This is a genomic window from Spirillospora sp. CA-294931, assembly GCF_050946795.1.
Lineage (GTDB): Bacteria > Actinomycetota > Actinomycetes > Streptosporangiales > Streptosporangiaceae > Spirillospora.
Genome location: NZ_CP192006.1, coordinates 1,591,361 through 1,607,101, shown reverse-complemented (window position 1 = coordinate 1,607,101; position 15,741 = coordinate 1,591,361). Strand labels below are relative to the sequence as shown.

14 protein-coding genes are annotated in these 15,741 nt (G+C 71.3%); 6 read left to right on the top strand and 8 right to left on the bottom strand.

The features are described 5' to 3' along the window. The first annotated feature begins 5 nt into the window (after nt 1-5). The 3 genes from ACQPY4_RS07540 to ACQPY4_RS07530 all read left to right on the top strand — a co-directional run bounded on the left by ACQPY4_RS07540 (nt 6) and on the right by ACQPY4_RS07530 (nt 2,996). Nucleotides 6-932, top strand: a complete 927-nt coding sequence (locus tag ACQPY4_RS07540) for an ABC transporter ATP-binding protein (protein WP_433333819.1) — start codon at nt 6-8, stop codon at nt 930-932. Beyond that, nucleotides 929-1,693: an ABC transporter permease gene (locus tag ACQPY4_RS07535; RefSeq protein ID WP_433333817.1), complete on the top strand. Its 765-nt coding sequence runs from the start codon at nt 929-931 to the stop codon at nt 1,691-1,693. Before ACQPY4_RS07540 ends, ACQPY4_RS07535 begins: the two co-directional genes overlap by 4 nt. A 73-nt stretch (nt 1,694-1,766) precedes the next feature. After that, nucleotides 1,767-2,996 (top strand): MFS transporter, encoded by a 1,230-nt coding sequence (locus tag ACQPY4_RS07530; RefSeq protein ID WP_433333815.1) that lies wholly within the window; start codon nt 1,767-1,769, stop codon nt 2,994-2,996. Between the two features lie 128 nt (nt 2,997-3,124). Here ACQPY4_RS07530 and ACQPY4_RS07525 read toward each other — a convergent pair whose 3' ends face one another. Together ACQPY4_RS07525 and ACQPY4_RS07520 are read right to left on the bottom strand one after the other, a co-directional pair. Continuing rightward, nucleotides 3,125-3,355, bottom strand: a complete 231-nt coding sequence (locus ACQPY4_RS07525; protein ID WP_433333813.1) for a hypothetical protein — start codon at nt 3,353-3,355, stop codon at nt 3,125-3,127. Between the two features lie 29 nt (nt 3,356-3,384). Further along, nucleotides 3,385-4,806, bottom strand: coding sequence for a PLP-dependent aminotransferase family protein (locus ACQPY4_RS07520; RefSeq protein WP_433333811.1), 1,422 nt, complete (start codon nt 4,804-4,806; stop codon nt 3,385-3,387). Nucleotides 4,807-4,935: 129 nt separating this feature from the next. Here ACQPY4_RS07520 and ACQPY4_RS07515 point away from each other — a divergent pair, with 129 nt between their 5' ends. From ACQPY4_RS07515 to ACQPY4_RS07505, 3 genes are all read left to right on the top strand, one after another. Continuing rightward, nucleotides 4,936-6,576, top strand: a complete 1,641-nt coding sequence (locus tag ACQPY4_RS07515; RefSeq protein ID WP_433333809.1) for a fumarate hydratase — start codon at nt 4,936-4,938, stop codon at nt 6,574-6,576. A gap of 178 nt (nt 6,577-6,754) precedes the next feature. After that, a complete protein-coding gene (locus ACQPY4_RS07510; RefSeq protein ID WP_433333807.1) occupies nt 6,755-8,032 on the top strand; it encodes a serine/threonine-protein kinase in 1,278 nt (425 codons plus the stop codon). 77 nt (nt 8,033-8,109) lie between these two features. Beyond that, complete coding sequence (locus ACQPY4_RS07505; RefSeq protein ID WP_433333805.1) at nt 8,110-9,525, top strand: class II fumarate hydratase; 1,416 nt, start codon at nt 8,110-8,112, stop codon at nt 9,523-9,525. Here ACQPY4_RS07505 and ACQPY4_RS07500 read toward each other — a convergent pair. The 6 genes from ACQPY4_RS07500 to ACQPY4_RS07475 all read right to left on the bottom strand — a co-directional run bounded on the left by ACQPY4_RS07500 (nt 9,522) and on the right by ACQPY4_RS07475 (nt 15,406). Then, nucleotides 9,522-10,019 carry a transglycosylase SLT domain-containing protein gene (locus ACQPY4_RS07500; RefSeq protein WP_433333803.1) on the bottom strand — a complete coding sequence of 166 codons (498 nt, stop codon included), beginning with the start codon at nt 10,017-10,019 and terminating at the stop codon, nt 9,522-9,524. The genes ACQPY4_RS07505 and ACQPY4_RS07500 overlap by 4 nt on opposite strands. A 159-nt stretch (nt 10,020-10,178) precedes the next feature. Continuing rightward, nucleotides 10,179-10,598 carry a transglycosylase SLT domain-containing protein gene (locus ACQPY4_RS07495; protein WP_433333801.1) on the bottom strand — a complete coding sequence of 140 codons (420 nt, stop codon included), beginning with the start codon at nt 10,596-10,598 and terminating at the stop codon, nt 10,179-10,181. Between the two features lie 416 nt (nt 10,599-11,014). Further along, entirely contained in the window at nt 11,015-11,917 is a 903-nt protein-coding gene (locus ACQPY4_RS07490) for a transglycosylase SLT domain-containing protein (RefSeq protein WP_433333799.1), read from the bottom strand. Nucleotides 11,918-12,431: 514 nt separating this feature from the next. After that, the gene (locus ACQPY4_RS07485; RefSeq protein ID WP_433333797.1) at nt 12,432-13,775 is read right to left on the bottom strand and encodes a PhoH family protein; all 1,344 of its coding nucleotides are present in this window, start codon (nt 13,773-13,775) and stop codon (nt 12,432-12,434) included. Nucleotides 13,776-13,820: 45 nt separating this feature from the next. Further along, nucleotides 13,821-14,555, bottom strand: coding sequence for an isoprenyl transferase (locus tag ACQPY4_RS07480; protein WP_433338846.1), 735 nt, complete (start codon nt 14,553-14,555; stop codon nt 13,821-13,823). A 293-nt stretch (nt 14,556-14,848) separates the two neighbouring features. Next, on the bottom strand, nt 14,849-15,406 hold the full coding sequence (locus ACQPY4_RS07475) for a hypothetical protein (protein ID WP_433333795.1): 558 nt from the start codon (nt 15,404-15,406) through the stop codon (nt 14,849-14,851). Between the last annotated feature and the right edge of the window lie 335 nt (nt 15,407-15,741).

Below are 15,741 nucleotides of genomic sequence, written 5' to 3'. Positions count from 1 at the left end.
CGCCCATGACGTTGCATTTTCAAGAAAATGTGGCCCTGAGCCTGCGGGGTGTCGTGAAAAGGTTCGGCGACTTCACCGCGGTGGACGGGCTCGATCTGGAGGTGCCGGCCGGGAGCTGTCTGGGGCTGCTGGGGCCGAACGGCGCGGGCAAGTCCACGACCATGAAGTTGCTCACCGCGCAGGCGATCGCCGACGAGGGTGAGATCGAGGTTCTGGGGTTCCCGGTGCCGAAGGAGTCGCGGCGGGCCCGGGCGGCGATGGGCGTGGTGCCGCAACAGGACAATCTGGACGAGGAACTCACCGTCCAGGAGAACCTTGAGGTTTTCGCGCAGTTGTATCGGGTGCCGCGCAAAGAGCGGCGGCAGGCCCTGGAGGACGCGCTGGAGCTGGCGCACCTGACCGAGCGGCGGGCCACCAAGGTGGACGACCTTTCGGGCGGGATGCGGCGGCGGTTGCTGATCGCGCGGGGGCTGGTGCACCGGCCTGACCTGGTGCTGCTGGACGAGCCGACCGTGGGCCTCGATCCGCAGGTGCGGGCGGAGCTGTGGGGCCTCATCGACGGGCTGCGGTCCCGGGGCACGACGGTGCTGATGTCGACGCACTACATCGAGGAGGCCGAGCGGCTGGCCGACGCGTGCGCGCTGATGTCGCGGGGGCGGATCGTGGCGCGGGGCGGCCCGGCCTCGCTGATCGCCGATCACGCGGGCGAGCTGGTGATGGAGCATCACGGCCCGCCCGACCGGCTGGAGGAGGTCGAGCGGGTCGCGGGCGCGGCGGGGTTCGCCACGCGGCGGACGGGCCCGTCGGTGTCGGTCCTGAAGGCCGAGACGATCCCGCCGTCGGTGCGGGACGAGCTGGGCCCCGACGGGGTCCGCCGCGCGGCCAGCCTGGAGGACGTGTTCGTGGTGCTGACCGGGGAGCGGGTCGAATGACGGTCGAGATGGCGTCGCTGAAGGGCATCTGGCGGCACGAGTTCGCGCTGTACAAGCGGTACTGGCGGTCGCAGTCGTTCGCGTCGATGGCGGAGCCGACGTTCTTCCTGCTGGCGTTCGGCTACGGGTTCGGGTCGATGGTGGCGGTGGTCGGCGACTACCGGTACCTGGAGTTCGTGGCGACGGGCGTGGTGGGGACGGCGGCGCTGTTCACCTCGGCGTTCCCCGGGATGATCAACGGGTACGTGCGGCGGGTGTTCCAGCACACCTACGACGCGGTGCTGGCGGCGCCGGTCGACGTCCATGAGCTGGTGACGGGCGAGGCGCTGTGGATCGCGGCCAAGTCGTCGGTCTACGCGTGCGCGCCGGTGGTGATCGCGATGCTGTTCGGGCTCGACCCATCGCCGGGCATGGTGCTGATCCCGGCGATCGTGTTCGTGACGGCGCTCGGGTTCGGGCTGTTCGGGCTCTGGACGTCGGCGGTCGTCCCGTCGATCAACTCGCTCGACTATGTGATCACCGGAGTGCTGACGCCGCTGTTCCTGGTGGCGGGCACGTTCTTCCCGGTGGACGCGCTGCCGACGTGGGCGCAGAAGGTCGCGCTGGCCAATCCGCTGTACCACTGCGTGGAGCTGGTCCGCCATGCGGTGTTCGGGCTGCGTCCCCTGGAGGATCTGGGCCATCTGGCGGTGCTGGCGGGGTTCGCGGCGGCGATGTGGGTGATCGCGGTGCGGATGATGCGGCGCCGCCTCATCCATTGACCCGCCGCGTCCATTGACCCCCTGGTCGGGCCACCCTACGCTGACGTGAATCTGATTCATGTTAGGGGACGCCATGCCGACCACCCCCAGGGACCGCCGGGCGCGGCTCTCCGTCTACGCGGCGTTCTCGATCCAGGGCCTGTGCTTCGCCGCGCTGGTCACCCGCGTCCCGCAGATCCAGGACGCCCACGGACTCAGCGACGGCGCGCTCTCGCTGGTGCTGCTGGCCGTCCCGCTGGTGGCGGGCGTCGGCAGCGTGGTCTCCGAGGCCCTGTTCCGGCGGCTGGGGAGCGCGCTGGTGCTTCGGGTCTCCCAACCCTTGGTGTGCCTGACGATCGCGGGAGCGGGCCTCACGGGCGGCTCCGATCCCGCCCTGTACGCGCTGATGGCGCTGTTCGGGCTGGGCGTCGGGGCCGTGGACGCGTCCATGAACGCCCAGGCCGTCTCGGTCGAGCGGCGGTACGGGGTCAGCCTGATGACCGGCTTCTACGCGGTCTGGAGCGTCGCGGGCATCCTGGGCGGGCTCTGGGCGTCGCTGGCCAACGCCCTCGACTTCTCGCTGTTCGCCGGGTTCGCCCTGACGGCCGCGGCGGGAGTGGCCGCGTCCCTGGCCACGGGCCGCGGCCTGCGCACCCGGGACGACGAGCGCGCCGACGCCCGCGACGTCCAGAACGCCGCGCGCAGCGTTCCCTGGCGCCCGATCCTGGTGGTCGGCACCGCCATGGCGATCTTCTATCTGGCCGACTCGGCGATCTCGAACTACGGCGCCAAGTACCTGGACGACGAGCTGGGCGGGGCCGACTGGCTGGCGCCGCTGGGCTACGTGGCCTACCAGGTGGCGATGGTGGCCAGCCGGGCCGCCGCCGACCTCGCGGTGCGGAGCCGGGGGCCGGTGAGCGTGGTCCGGATCGGCGCGGCCGTCGGGCTGGCCGGGATGGCGGGGGTGGTGGCCGCTCCGAACGCGGTCGCGGCGATCGTGGCGCTGGCGGTCGCCGGGCTGGGCCTCAGCGTGATCGCGCCGGTCACGTTCACCGCCGCCGCGAGCGCCGACCCCACCGGGCTCGGCGTCGCGGTCGCGCGGGTGAACGTCTTCAACTACGTGGGGTTCGTGCTCGGCGCCGCCGTCGTCGGGGCCATCGCCCCGATCAGCTCCGACCACGGGCTGCGGCTGGCCTTCGTGGTGCCGACGGCGCTGATCGTCCTGATCTTCGCCACAGCCCGCGGCTTCGCCCCCGCACCCCACCTGTCCGCGCCATCGGGGCCGTCCGAGCCGCCCGCACTCTCCAAGCCCTCCGCACCGTAGGGCCGCCCCACCGTAAGGCCGTCCACACCGTGCGGACGGCCGCACCGTGCGGCCGTCCGCATCGTCAGGGCCGTCAGGGCCTTCTAGGCAGGGCCATCAGCCCGTCCAGCCTCTCGGGGGGAGGCCGGTCAGGCCTCTTCCAGAGTCGCGATGGCGCGTTCCCCCTCCGCCTGTGCCTGTTCGGGGCTCATGTCGATGAGGGCGCGGGTGAGGGCGGTCAGGGCCGCGTCCGCCGCCGCCTTCGCGGTGACCGAGTGCTCCTGGGCACGTTCCAGCTCGCCGAGTCCCACGCAGTCGAAGGCCACCTGGGCGTCATGAGCCGCCATCTGCAGTTGCCGCGCCGCCTCTTCGAGATTCATCCACCACTCCTTCGCCGGGAACGCCGTTCCTACCCGCGAGCATCCCTCGCAACCGCCTGCCCCAGGAGTTCGGTCGCCTGCGCCAGCTTGCTCTCGCTCAGCCGGGCGTACCCGAGGACGAGCGCGGGCGCGGCCTGGGGGCCACGCTCGGCCGACCACATCGGGGCGGCTCCGGCGACCGACACCCCGGCCCGCGCGGCCGCGGCGGCCACCGCGTCCTCGTCGCACCCGCGGGGCAGCTCCACGTACAGGTGCACCCCGGCGGAAACGCCGTGGACAATGACCTCTGGCACGTTCCGGCGCAGCCCTTCCACGAGGGCGTCCCGCCGGGCTCGGTACTGCCGCCGCATGAGCCGCAGGTGACGGTCGTACCCGCCGCTGGCGAGGAAATGCGCGAACGCGGCCTGCTCCACGACTGGTCCGCCGAGATCGGACAGGGCGCGGTGGGTGCGCAGCCGGTCGGCCAGTTTCGGGGACGCCACCGCCCAGCCCATCCGCATCGCCGGGGCCATGGACTTGCTCACCGAGCCGAGCAGGACGACCCGCTCGGGGTCGATGCCCTGCAGGCAGCCCACCGGGTCGCGGTCATAGCGGAACTCGGCGTCGTAGTCGTCCTCGATGATCAGGCCGTCGACCTCGCGCGCCCAGGCGATCAGCTGGGCGCGGCGCTCGGGCGACAGGACCACCCCGGTCGGGTACTGGTGCGCGGGTGTGACCAGGACGGCGCGGGCCCCCGTCTGGGACAGGGCGGCGACGTCCAGCCCGTGCCGGTCGACCGGGACGCGGACGAGCTCGATCTCGGCGGCCTGGAGCATCGGCAGCTGCCGGGCGCTGGCCGGGTCCTCGATGGCCAGGGAGGTGTGGCCGTCGGCGGCCAGCGCGCGCACGACCGAGGACAGGCCGTGCGCGACCCCGTTCATCACCACGACCTGGTCGGGGTCGGCGTTGGCCGCGCGGACGCGGCCGAGGTACCCGGCCAGCTCGGTGCGCAGCCCACGGAACCCGGCGGGGTCGGGGTAGGTCAGATCGTCGTGCGGGAGCTCGCGCAGGGCCGACCGGACGGCGGCCAGCCACCGCTCCCGGGGGAAGGACGCCAGGTCGGGCATGCCGGGCCACAGGTCGTGAGTCGTCCCGTCGGCCTCGGGAGGTTCCTCCGGCCGGGCCCGGGGCGCCGGGGCGGCCGCGTGGGGGGAGTCGTCCGGACGGGCCATCGGCGCCACACGGGTGCCGTCCCCGCGGCGGGCGACCAGGAAGCCCTCGGCGATGAGCTGCTCGAACGCGGTGACCACGACGCCGCGCGAGACGTCCAGGTCGCGCGCCAGGTCGCGGCTGGACGGCAGCCGCGTCCCCGCGGTGAGCCGGCCGGAGCGGATCGCCGCGCGCACGCCCGCGGCGATCTGGGTGGCCAGCCTCCCGGCGGAGCGGTCGAGGGGCAGATGTAGATCGGTCACACCCTCATCAGCGTCAAGAAGGGGACATAACGTCACAGCCGGGGAGCCGGGACGGGAGTCAAGTGGCGGGGTCGTACCCTGTAGGGCGGCCCCCACCCGGCCCCCATCGGATAGCGCGAGGATCTGCCAATGCCCGAGTTCTCCCACACCGACCTCCTGCCGCTCGGCTCCGACGAGACCGAGTACCGGCTGCTCACCGGCGAGGGCGTCTCGACGTTCGAGGCGGGCGGGCGCGAGTTCCTCCAGGTCGAGCCGGAGGCGCTGCGGCTGCTCACCGAGACCGCGATGCGCGACATCTCGCACCTGCTGCGCCCGGCGCACCTGGCCCAGCTGCGGCGGATCCTGGACGACCCCGAGGCCTCGCCCAACGACCGGTTCGTGGCGCTCGACCTGCTCAAGAACGCGGGCATCTCCTCGGGCGGCGTCCTGCCGATGTGCCAGGACACCGGCACCGCGATCATCATGGGCAAGCGCGGCCAGCACGTCCTGACCGACGGCCGCGACGAGGAGCACCTGTCGCGGGGCGTGTACGACGCCTACACCAAGCTCAACCTGCGGTACTCGCAGATGGCGCCGGTGACGATGTGGGACGAGAAGAACACCGGCAGCAACCTGCCCGCGCAGATCGAGCTCTACGCGGCACCCGGCGACGCCTACAAGTTCCTGTTCATGGCCAAGGGCGGCGGCAGCGCCAACAAGTCGTTCCTCTTCCAGGAGACCAAGGCCGTCCTGAACCCCAAGCGGATGCTGGCCTTCCTCGAAGAGAAGATCCGTTCGCTGGGCACGGCGGCCTGCCCGCCGTACCACCTGGCGATCGTGGTGGGCGGGACGTCGGCCGAGTACGCGCTCAAGACCGCCAAGTACGCCTCCGCGCACTACCTCGACACGCTGCCGATCACCGGCGACCCGTCCGGTCACGGGTTCCGCGACGTGGAGCTGGAGGCGCGGGTCTTCGAGCTGACGCAGAAGCTCGGCATCGGGGCGCAGTTCGGCGGCAAGTACTTCTGCCACGACGTGCGGGTGATCCGCCTGCCCCGGCACGGCGCGTCCTGCCCGGTGGCGATCGCGGTCTCGTGCAGCGCCGACCGCCAGGCCCTCGCCAAGATCACGGCCGAGGGCGTGTTCCTGGAGCGCCTGGAGACCGACCCGGCCCGCTACCTGCCCGACACCACCGGCGAGCACCTCGACGACCAGGTCGTCCAGATCGACCTGAACCGGCCGATGGACGAGATCCGCGCCGAGCTGGCCCGGTACCCGGTCAAGACCCGGCTCTCGCTCACCGGCCCGCTGGTCGTGGCCCGCGACATCGCGCACGCCAAGATCAAGGAGCGGCTGGACGCGGGCGAGGGGATGCCCCAGTATCTGCGCGACCACGCCGTCTACTACGCGGGCCCGGCCAAGACGCCCGAGGGCTACGCGTCCGGCTCGTTCGGCCCCACCACGGCCGGACGCATGGACTCCTACGTCGAGCAGTTCCAGGCGGCGGGCGGCTCGTTCGTCATGCTGGCCAAGGGCAACAGGTCGCAGCAGGTCACCGACGCGTGCAAGGCGCACGGCGGCTTCTACCTGGGCTCGATCGGCGGCCCGGCCGCCCGGCTCGCGCAGGACTGCATCAAGAAGGTGGACGTCCTGGAGTACGCCGAGCTCGGCATGGAGGCCGTCTGGAAGATCGAGGTGGCGGACTTCCCGGCGTTCGTCGTCGTGGACGACAAGGGCAACGACTTCTTCGCCGACACCACCGGCCCGGTGCTCTCGATCGGCCGGAGATGATCACTGGGAATCATCGGATCGGGGGCCCTGACCGGTTCTCGGATACCCCCTGACCGTCTTCCCGAAGCGGTCTGACAGACCCCGAGATCGGCCGTTAAGTCACAGTATTGGAAACTAACCCGAAATTGGCCCTTGATCCGTCGAGTGACCGTGCGGACACTCCGGTATCTTTTCGGCCATGTCTCAGTCAGAGCGCCTCGTGCTGGCGACGCGCTACCGGCTGGTCTCACAACTGGGTCAGGGCGCCAACGGCACCGTCTGGCGGGCCCACGACGGGCTCCTCGACCGGGCCGTGGCGATCAAGGAACTGCGGCTGCCCGAAGACCTCACCGAGAGCGATCGAAGCGTCTTCTACCAGCGGACTCTCCGCGAGGCCCGCGCCCCCGCCCAGCTGCGCTCCCCCTCGATCGTCGACGTCTACGACGTGGTCATCGAGCAGGGACGCCCCTGGATCGTGATGGAGCTGGTCGAGGCGCCCACCCTCGAAGAGCTCATCGAGCGGTCCGGCCCGCTCCCCCACGAGAAGGTGGCCGCCATCGGCCGCCGCCTGCTGGACGCCCTGGCGGTCGCGCACCAGGCGGGCATCGTCCACCGCGACCTCAAGCCGAGCAACGTGATGCTCGACGGCGACCGGGTCGTGCTCACCGACTTCGGCCTGGCGTTCTCCTCCGGCTCGGTGACGCTGACCAGACCCGGTCACTTCATGGGCTCGCCCGCCTACGTGGCGCCCGAGGTCGCGGCCGGCGAGCAGGCCACCCCGCGCTCGGACCTGTGGTCGCTGGGCGCGACCCTCTACGCCGCGCTGGAGGGCAGGCCGCCCTTCGAACGCGACAACGTGATGGCCACGCTCAGCGCGCTGGCCAACGAGCCCCCGCCGACGCCGCGCAACGCCGGCCCGCTCACCTCGGTCATCACGGGCCTGCTGGAGAAGAACCCGACCCGCCGCCTCAGCCACGCCCGCGCGGTCGACCGGCTCGAACGCGCGGTCACCGGCCCCCGGTCGGCGCGCCGCGAGGCCACGCCCCGGGTCCGGCTGATGATCGTGATCGGGCTGGTCGGCGCGACGGTCGCGTCCTGCGGCATCGGCGCCACCGCCCTGATCGTCGGGATGATGAAGGAGAAGCCGGGCCCCTCGACCAGTGCCCCGGCCGATTCCCAGCCCCGGTCCTCGCCGCCTACTGATGCGCCCCCGGGGGCCGCCTCCCACACCCTGGTCGTCCGCGCCAAGACGGCGACCTGCAACATCTTCGTGTCCGTGCCGGGCCCGTCCATCGAGGTCGTCTCCCGCGAGACGCTCGCCAAGGGCGACATCCGCGAGTACGACCAGCCGCGCCTCAACGCCGTGGTGTACGACGCCTCGGCGTGCGAAGTCTGGGTGAACGGCGAGAAGAAACCCGAAGGCGCCGCCGGTGAACGCAAGAGCTACACCCTGAAAAGGCCGGCCGCCGGGGGCTGAGGCGCGCCCTCCCCGGGTGCGAAATTGATCACCCCGGGGTAGGGAATGGGCGGGACGCGCGAGGGGCTGTGGTGAATATGAGCGAGCAGGAGTTCCGGGTCGAGCACGACTCCATGGGCGAGGTCCGGGTTCCGGCCTCGGCGAAGTGGCGGGCGCAGACGCAGCGGGCGGTGGAGAACTTCCCGATCTCGGGACGCGGGCTGGAGGCGTCCCACATCGCGGCCCTGGGACGCGTCAAGGCGGCCGCCGCGACCGTCAACGCCGAGCTGGGCGTCCTGGAGCGGGACGTCGCCGAGGCGATCAGGGACGCCGCCCTCGAGGTCGCCACGGGACGCTGGGACGACCAGTTCCCCATCGACGTGTTCCAGACCGGCTCGGGCACGTCCTCGAACATGAACGCCAACGAGGTCGTCGCGACGCTGGCGCAGGAGCGGCTGGGACGGCCCGTCCACCCCAACGACCACGTGAACGCGTCGCAGTCGTCCAACGACGTCTTCCCCTCCTCGATCCACATCGCCGCGACCGGCGCCGTGCTGAACGACCTGATCCCGGCGCTGGGGCACCTCCAGGCCGCGCTGGACCGCAAGGCGTCGGAGTTCGCGACCGTGGTGAAGTCGGGCCGCACGCACCTCATGGACGCCACGCCCGTGACGCTCGGCCAGGAGTTCGGCGGCTACGCGGCGCAGGTGCGCTACGGGATCGAGCGGCTGGAGGCCGTCCTGCCCCGGCTGGCCGAGCTCCCGCTGGGCGGGACGGCGGTCGGCACGGGCATCAACACCCCGGCGGGCTTCGCGGCCCGGGTGATCGCGGAGATCGCCCGCTCCACCGGCCTCCCGCTGACCGAGGCGCGCGACCACTTCGAGGCGCAGGGCGCGCGCGACGGGCTGGTCGAGGCCAGCGGCGCGCTCCGCACGATCGCGGTCGGTCTCACCAAGATCGCCAACGATCTGCGCTGGATGGGCTCGGGACCGCGCGCCGGGCTGGCCGAGCTGCGCCTGCCCGACCTCCAGCCCGGCTCGTCGATCATGCCGGGCAAGGTGAACCCGGTGATCCCCGAGGCGGTGACCCAGGTCGCCGCGCAGGTCATCGGGAACGACGCGGCGGTGGCGTTCGGCGGGGCGTCCGGCAACTTCGAGCTCAACGTGATGCTGCCGATGCTGGCCCGCAACGTGCTGGAGTCGATCACGCTGCTGGCCAACGTCTCCCGGCTGCTGGCCGACCGCTGCGTGGACGGCATCGAGGCCGACGTCGAGCGGGCCCGCGAGTACGCCGAGTCGTCGCCCTCGATCGTGACGCCGCTCAACCGCTACATCGGGTACGAGGAGGCGGCCAAGGTCGCCAAGCAGTCCCTGGCCGAGCGCAAGACGATCCGCGAGGTCGTGCTGGAGCGCGGCTACGTGGAGGCGGGCAAGCTCACCGTCGAGCAGCTCGACTCCGCGCTGGACGTCCTGAGCATGACCCGTCCGCCCCGCCGGCCGGAGGAGGCTCCCTAGTACCAGCCCGCGGCCTGGAAGTGGCTCCAGGCGCCACAGGGGCTTCCGTGGCGGCCCTTGATGTAGCGCAGGCCCCAGCGGATCTGGGTTTCGGGGTTGGTCCGCCAGTCGGAGCCGGCGCTGGACATCTTGGAGCCGGGCAGCGCCTGCGGGATGCCGTGGGCGCCCGTGGCGGAGTGGGCCCGCTCGTTCCAGCCGCTCTCGCGGCTCCACAGCCGGACCAGGCACCGGTACTGGTGGGTCGAGCGCCAATTGTGGCGGGCCAGCATGGCGCGGGCGATGAGCCGGTTGCGCTGGACGCGGTCGCGCTTCTCGGCACCGGCCTTCGGGTGACGCCGCTTCTCGTGGATCCTGCCCTGTCCCGCCGCCATCGTCTGCGCGGCCACGTGCCGGGCGGAGTCGATGGACGGGACGACGGTCGCGACGGCGGCCAGGGCGGCCGTGGCCGTCCCCAGGGCGATCACACGGAAGCGGTTGCGTATGAGTGGTGGCACGCCCAGTAGCGTGCTCCCGGATCGGGCGGCCGACACACCAGATTCGGGTCGTCCGTAACGGGCCTTTGCCGATCTATGGCCGCCCGGTGGCTCTCCGGGCGGACAAAAGGGGCGAGCCGGAGCCCGCCCCTTCGCCGTCCGCCCGGAACCGGGGCCGGATCAGTACCAGCCGCGCCTGTTGGAGTGCTTCAGCGCGCCGCAAGGGGTCTTGTACCGGCCCTTGATGTAGCGGAGCCCCCACTTGATCTGGGTGCGGGGGTTGGTCCGCCAGTCCTTGCCCGCGCTGCGCATCTTGCGGCCCGGCATGGCCTGCGGGATGCCGTACGCGCCGGACGAGCGGTTGCGGGCCTTGTGGTTCCAGTGGCTCTCGCGGTTCCAGAGCTTCACCAGGCACTTGTACTGCCGGGTGGACCAGCCGCGCTTCCTGACCATCGGCTTGGCGATGGCCATGTTGCGCTGCTTGCGGGTCTGCTTCTTCTTGACCTTGGCCACCGCGGCCGCGGCCTTGGTGGGGGCCGCCGCCTGGGCGGTGGAGACCGTCTCGGCGACCGTGCCGAAGGCCAGGGACGCCGCGAGCACCACGGTGGTGGAACGACGGAGGGACGTGCGAACCAAAACGAGCCTTTCGTCATGCCAGGCGAGCCGGTCGGCCTGGCGGGCTTCACCTCGTTCGGCGCGGCCTCACGCGGGGCATGGGGCGACCGGGCGCCGTGGGCATCCGGGGGATGCGGGCACGTGCGAGCGACAGGTGGCGCGGCGCACGGTTTCCGAGGTGATGACGGCGGACGCGGGATCGCGTCCCCGCCGGAGATGTGGGCACGGCGGCGCTCGGATGCGCCGGTGCCGGATTGTGTGGGCCCTGTCAGCGGGCCGGCCGCGTCATCGCGGCGTCATGCTGCGCGTGCGTGGATTCGCCGCGCGCTAGAGGACGGCGTCGTCCTCACCCGGGGGCGGGCACGCAGGGGTGCCCGCCGTCCGGGAGATCTGGGGTGGAGCTAGTACCAGCCGACCGACTGTGAGTGGGACCAGGCGGCGCAGGGGGTCTTGTAACGGTTCTTGATGTAGCCGAGGCCCCACTTGATCTGGGTGCGGGGGTTGGTGCGCCAGTCGGAGCCGGCGCTGGCCATCTTCGTCCCGGGGAGGGCCTGCGGGATGCCGTAGGCGCCGGAGTTGGGGTTACTGGCCTTGTAGTTCCAGTGGCTTTCCTTGTTCCACAGCTTCACCAGGCACCCGAACTGGCCGGACCCGCTGAACCCGAAGCTGGGCAGCATCGCCTTGGCCATGGCCTGGGCCTCGCCCGCGGGGACGGGGTCGCCGCCGATCGGGCCCGTGCCGTCCTTGTCGTCCTTCCCAGGGGTCTTGCTGGGAATCGGCTTGCCCTTGGGCCGCAGGGCCGGGGCCTTGCCGTCGTCCTTGCGGTTGGCGCGGGAAGCGCGCTCCAGCGCCTGCTTGCGGCGCTGCTCCTCCAGGGCCTTCGGGTCGGCCTGGGGCTGCTTCTCGTTGTCCGCCGCCGCGATCGAGGGCTGGACGGCCGCCGCGTCCGCGTCCTTGCTGGAGTCGCCGGGCATCGCGAAGCCCGCGACCGCGCCGATGCCGACCAGCAGGACGGCTCCGGCGGCCACGGCCGCGATCTTGACGCCCTTGCCGCCGCCGGCGGGGGCGGACAGCCGCCGGGGGCCGCTCGGCGGCGCCGGCATCGGCGCACTGCCGGAAACGATCTCGTCGCGCCCGAAGGGAGCGCCCGCCTCGGGCTCGGCGCCCTGGAAGGGCGGCAGGACAGCGGGGGGCTCCTCGCCGCCGACGTCGTACGCGGGCTCGGCGGGAGCGGGGATGTCGAAGGCGTCCAGGCGCGTGGTCTCGTGGGCCGGGACGCCGAAGGAGGCCCCGGCGACCTTCACGTCGTCGGAGTGCTCAAGACGGGGGTCGTCGCTCTGTCGATCGTCTCGCCTAGGGGACCCGGGATGGTCTCCGTACAAGGCGGTCCTTCCGACGGTCGCACGCGCATGGACACGCGCACGAAGTGCGGCCACCCCCGGCCCGGCTCCCGTCCGGCTGTGGACGGCCCCGGACCCGGAACGGATCGGTACCCGTCGGGACGATCAGGGCCATCCCGGCGAACCCGCACCATTCGGGGGGTGCTTACGGGGACACACAATGCCCGAGCCTCGGGGATGCTCCGCAACCAAAACGAGACACATGCCCCCCGCCGATCACTTGTCAACTTGACCCGGACGTTGCCGAAACGACCACCGGACCTGGCTTTCTTTACATTTCTCTTAGTGTTTGTGACCTTCATCACAGATCTACGCAGCGAGGTTTAGCGATCACTCTCCGCATGCGAAATGTAAAGCGGGGACGTCCCATGGCCCACTCGGGCCACCGGAACGCCCCCGCTCCACGGGGCATCAGGGATCAGCCGCCGCCGACGTCCCCCAGCATGTCGGTGACCAGCGCGGCGATCGGCGAACGTTCCGACCGCGTCAGCGTCATGTGGGCGAACAGCGGATGCCCCTTGAGGCGCTCCACCACCGCCGCGACGCCGTCATGGCGTCCGACCCGCAGGTTGTCGCGCTGCGCCACGTCGTGGGTGAGCACCACCCGCGAACCCGCGCCGATCCGCGACAGGACCGTGAGCAGGACGCCGCGCTCCAGCGACTGCGCCTCGTCCACGATCACGAACGAGTCGTGCAGCGAACGGCCGCGGATGTGGGTCAGCGGCAGGACCTCCAGCATCCCCCGTTCGAGGACCTCCTCGATCACCTCGGGCGTCGTCACGGCCGAGAGCGTGTCGTAGACGGCCTGCCCCCACGGCGACATCTTCTCGTTCTCCGACCCGGGGAGGTAGCCGAGCTCCTGGCCGCCGACCGCGTACAGCGGCCGGAACACCACGACCTTGCGGTGCCGGCGCCGCTCCAGGACGGCCTCCAGACCGGCGCACAGGGCCAGGGCCGACTTGCCCGTCCCCGCGCGGCCGCCGAGCGAGACGATGCCGACGTCCTCGTCCATCAGCAGGTCGAGCGCGATCCGCTGCTCGGCCGACCGGCCGCGCAGCCCGAACACCTCGCGGTCGCCGCGCACCAGCCGCACCGACTTGTCCGGATACACCCGGGCGAGGGCCGAACCGCGCTCGGACAGCAGCCGCAGACCCGTGTGGCACGGCAGGTCCCGCGCCTCCTCCAGATCGGCCCGTCCGGACTCGTAGAGCTCCTCGATGGGCGCGGCCTCGACCTCCAGCTCGCGCATGCCCGTCCAGCCGGACTCCACGACCGCCAGCTCGGCCCGGTACTCCTCCGCCGTCAGCCCCACGGCCGACGCCTTGACCCGCATCGGCAGGTCCTTGGAGACCAGGACGACATCGTGACCCTCACTGGCCAGCCAGCGCGCGACCGAGAGGATCCGGGTGTCGTTGTCGCCGAGCCGGAACCCGTCGGGCAGGACGCTGGGGTCGGAGTGGTTCAGCTCGACTCGGAGCGTTCCACCCTGGTCCCCCAGCGGCAGCGCCTCATCCAGCCTGCCGTGGTCCAGGCGCAGATCGTCCAGCGTGCGCAGGGCCTCACGGGCGAAGTAGCCGAGCTCGGGATGGTGACGCTTGGCCTCAAGCTCGGTGATGACGACGATGGGAAGCACGACCTCGTGCTCGGCGAACCGGGTCATCGCCCCCGGGTCGGCGAGCAGGACACTGGTGTCGAGGACGTACGTGCGCCGGTCCTGACCCGTGGTCGGCGAACCGGGACGGCGCGGGGAGGTTGTGGCCACTCGATCTCCCTGTGAATGGGGGAACTGCCGATGGCGCCACGACCCCTAGGAGCCGTAGCGCCGGTGCCGCGCGGCATACGAGCGGAGCGCACGCAAGAAGTCCACCTTGCGGAAGTCCGGCCAGTGGACCTCGCAGAAGTGGAACTCCGAGTGGGCGCTCTGCCAGAGCATGAAGCCGGACAGCCGCTGCTCCCCCGATGTACGGATGAGGAGATCGGGGTCCGGCTGGCCGCGCGTATAGAGATGCTCGGCGATGTGCTCAACGTCGAGGACCTCGGCGAGTTCCTCGATGCTGGTGCCCTTACCCGCCTGCTCGATGAGCAGTGAGCGCACCGCATCAGCGATCTCACGTCTACCTCCATACCCAACCGCGACGTTCACAATCAGCCCCGGGGCGCCAGATGTTGCTTCTCCGGCATCTTTCAGGACACGGGCGGTTTTATCGGGCAGAAGGTCCAGCGCACCCACGGGTTTGACGTGCCATCCGTCCGCCGCGAGCTGGGTGACGGTGTTCTCGATGATGTCGAGCAGCGGGTCGAGCTCCTTGGCCGGACGCCCGAGGTTGTCGGTGGACAGCAGCCACAGCGTCACCACCTCGACCCCGGCCTCGGTGCACCAGTGCAGCAACTCGGTGATCTTGTCGGCCCCCCGCTGGTGGCCGGTGTTGACGTCGGACAACCCCATCGACCGGGCCCAACGCCGGTTCCCGTCGAGGATGACCCCCACATGGCGCGGGGTGATGTCGGTCGGCAGCGAGTGCTCCACCCGCCGCTCGTACATGCGGTAGACCGCGTCCCGGATGGCCGCGTACGGCCCGCTCCGGCGGATCGCCGAGCTCAGCCGTCCCTCATCCTGTGGAGCCCCCATCGAGCCATCCCTCCGCGGGGGCCTTCCCCCAGTGAGAACGATGCTCAATTATGGCCCGGGAGCGACACTTCTCCCACCGTATCGCTGTGTTTGCCGAAATCTCGGCCCACCTGCGCTCGCCCGACGGCACGCTTCAGTGACCGTGATTTGGCGATTGCCGCACCGCTCCGCGATCTAACCGCGGGAGGCTCGCCTCCCCCGGTTGGTTAACGCAATCGCGCGCGGGGCAGAGGTCGCTGGACCCGGTCGAGTTGGTCTCGATAACTCGCGCCGGCACGCTCGGCCTCACTCAACAGGTCGGCCAGGAAGCGGGCCAGCTCCGACGAGGTCAGCACCGCCCGGACACCCCGTCCACCCGCGCCCCACGCCTCGATCACGGCCCGCCGCGCCACCCGCCAGTGGCCCCCGCTGGAGTCCTGCCGCCCGATCCAGGCCGACGACGTCCGCAGAGTGCACCGCAACTCCCCCGTACTCGCCAGGTCACCCCGGTCCCGGTACCGGAAGAAGAACAGCTCAGGCTCCCGGGCCCCGTCCCGAGGCGCCGGAAACCGATCCTCCGGATCGGGCCACCGCGCCGCCTCCGGCGAGTCGTCCGCCCGAGCCGCCGCCACCCGCTCGGCCAGCCCCGCGATGAAGTACCCGCACCGCTCCCCCACGGCCCCGAACGAGTCCCCGTCCCGCCGCAACTCCAAGGTCACCTCGAACGGCCGCCCACCCCGATCCACCGAGGCCACCGGCACCACGTCCAGCGACGACCCGTCCAAACACCGAAGTCCCCTCACAAGCTCCCCTAAACCCCCAGCACCCCACACCCCAACCCGCACATTAAGCCAGCTCACCCCCATGATCACACCTACCCCACCCACCACCCCGTAATACTCACCCCCCATTTCCCCACCCCCCGAAGTGGCGCCCGCATGGCCGAAACGCGCGTGGGCGCCATGCATCAAGCCGGGCAATTCCAATCAGCACATTGCGCGGGACGAGACGTCGCGCATGGCAGTGCGGCCCGGGAGGCGGACGCCCAACTCAAAGCGGCCCCGCAGCGCAAGACGACCCCGCGGACACAGGTGAGCACGCCACAAAGCGAACACCCCAC

Bases quoted from the DNA above. Each gene is read 5' to 3' on its own strand.
- ACQPY4_RS07540 (WP_433333819.1), top strand. From the start codon at position 6: ATGACGTTGCATTTTCAAGAAAATGTGGCCCTGAGCCTGCGGGGTGTC.
- ACQPY4_RS07535 (WP_433333817.1), top strand. From the start codon at position 929: ATGACGGTCGAGATGGCGTCGCTGAAGGGCATCTGGCGGCACGAGTTC.
- ACQPY4_RS07530 (WP_433333815.1), top strand. From the start codon at position 1,767: ATGCCGACCACCCCCAGGGACCGCCGGGCGCGGCTCTCCGTCTACGCG.
- ACQPY4_RS07525 (WP_433333813.1), bottom strand. From the start codon at position 3,355: ATGAATCTCGAAGAGGCGGCGCGGCAACTGCAGATGGCGGCTCATGAC.
- ACQPY4_RS07515 (WP_433333809.1), top strand. From the start codon at position 4,936: ATGCCCGAGTTCTCCCACACCGACCTCCTGCCGCTCGGCTCCGACGAG.
- ACQPY4_RS07510 (WP_433333807.1), top strand. From the start codon at position 6,755: ATGTCTCAGTCAGAGCGCCTCGTGCTGGCGACGCGCTACCGGCTGGTC.
- ACQPY4_RS07505 (WP_433333805.1), top strand. From the start codon at position 8,110: ATGAGCGAGCAGGAGTTCCGGGTCGAGCACGACTCCATGGGCGAGGTC.
- ACQPY4_RS07480 (WP_433338846.1), bottom strand. From the start codon at position 14,555: ATGTACGAGCGGCGGGTGGAGCACTCGCTGCCGACCGACATCACCCCG.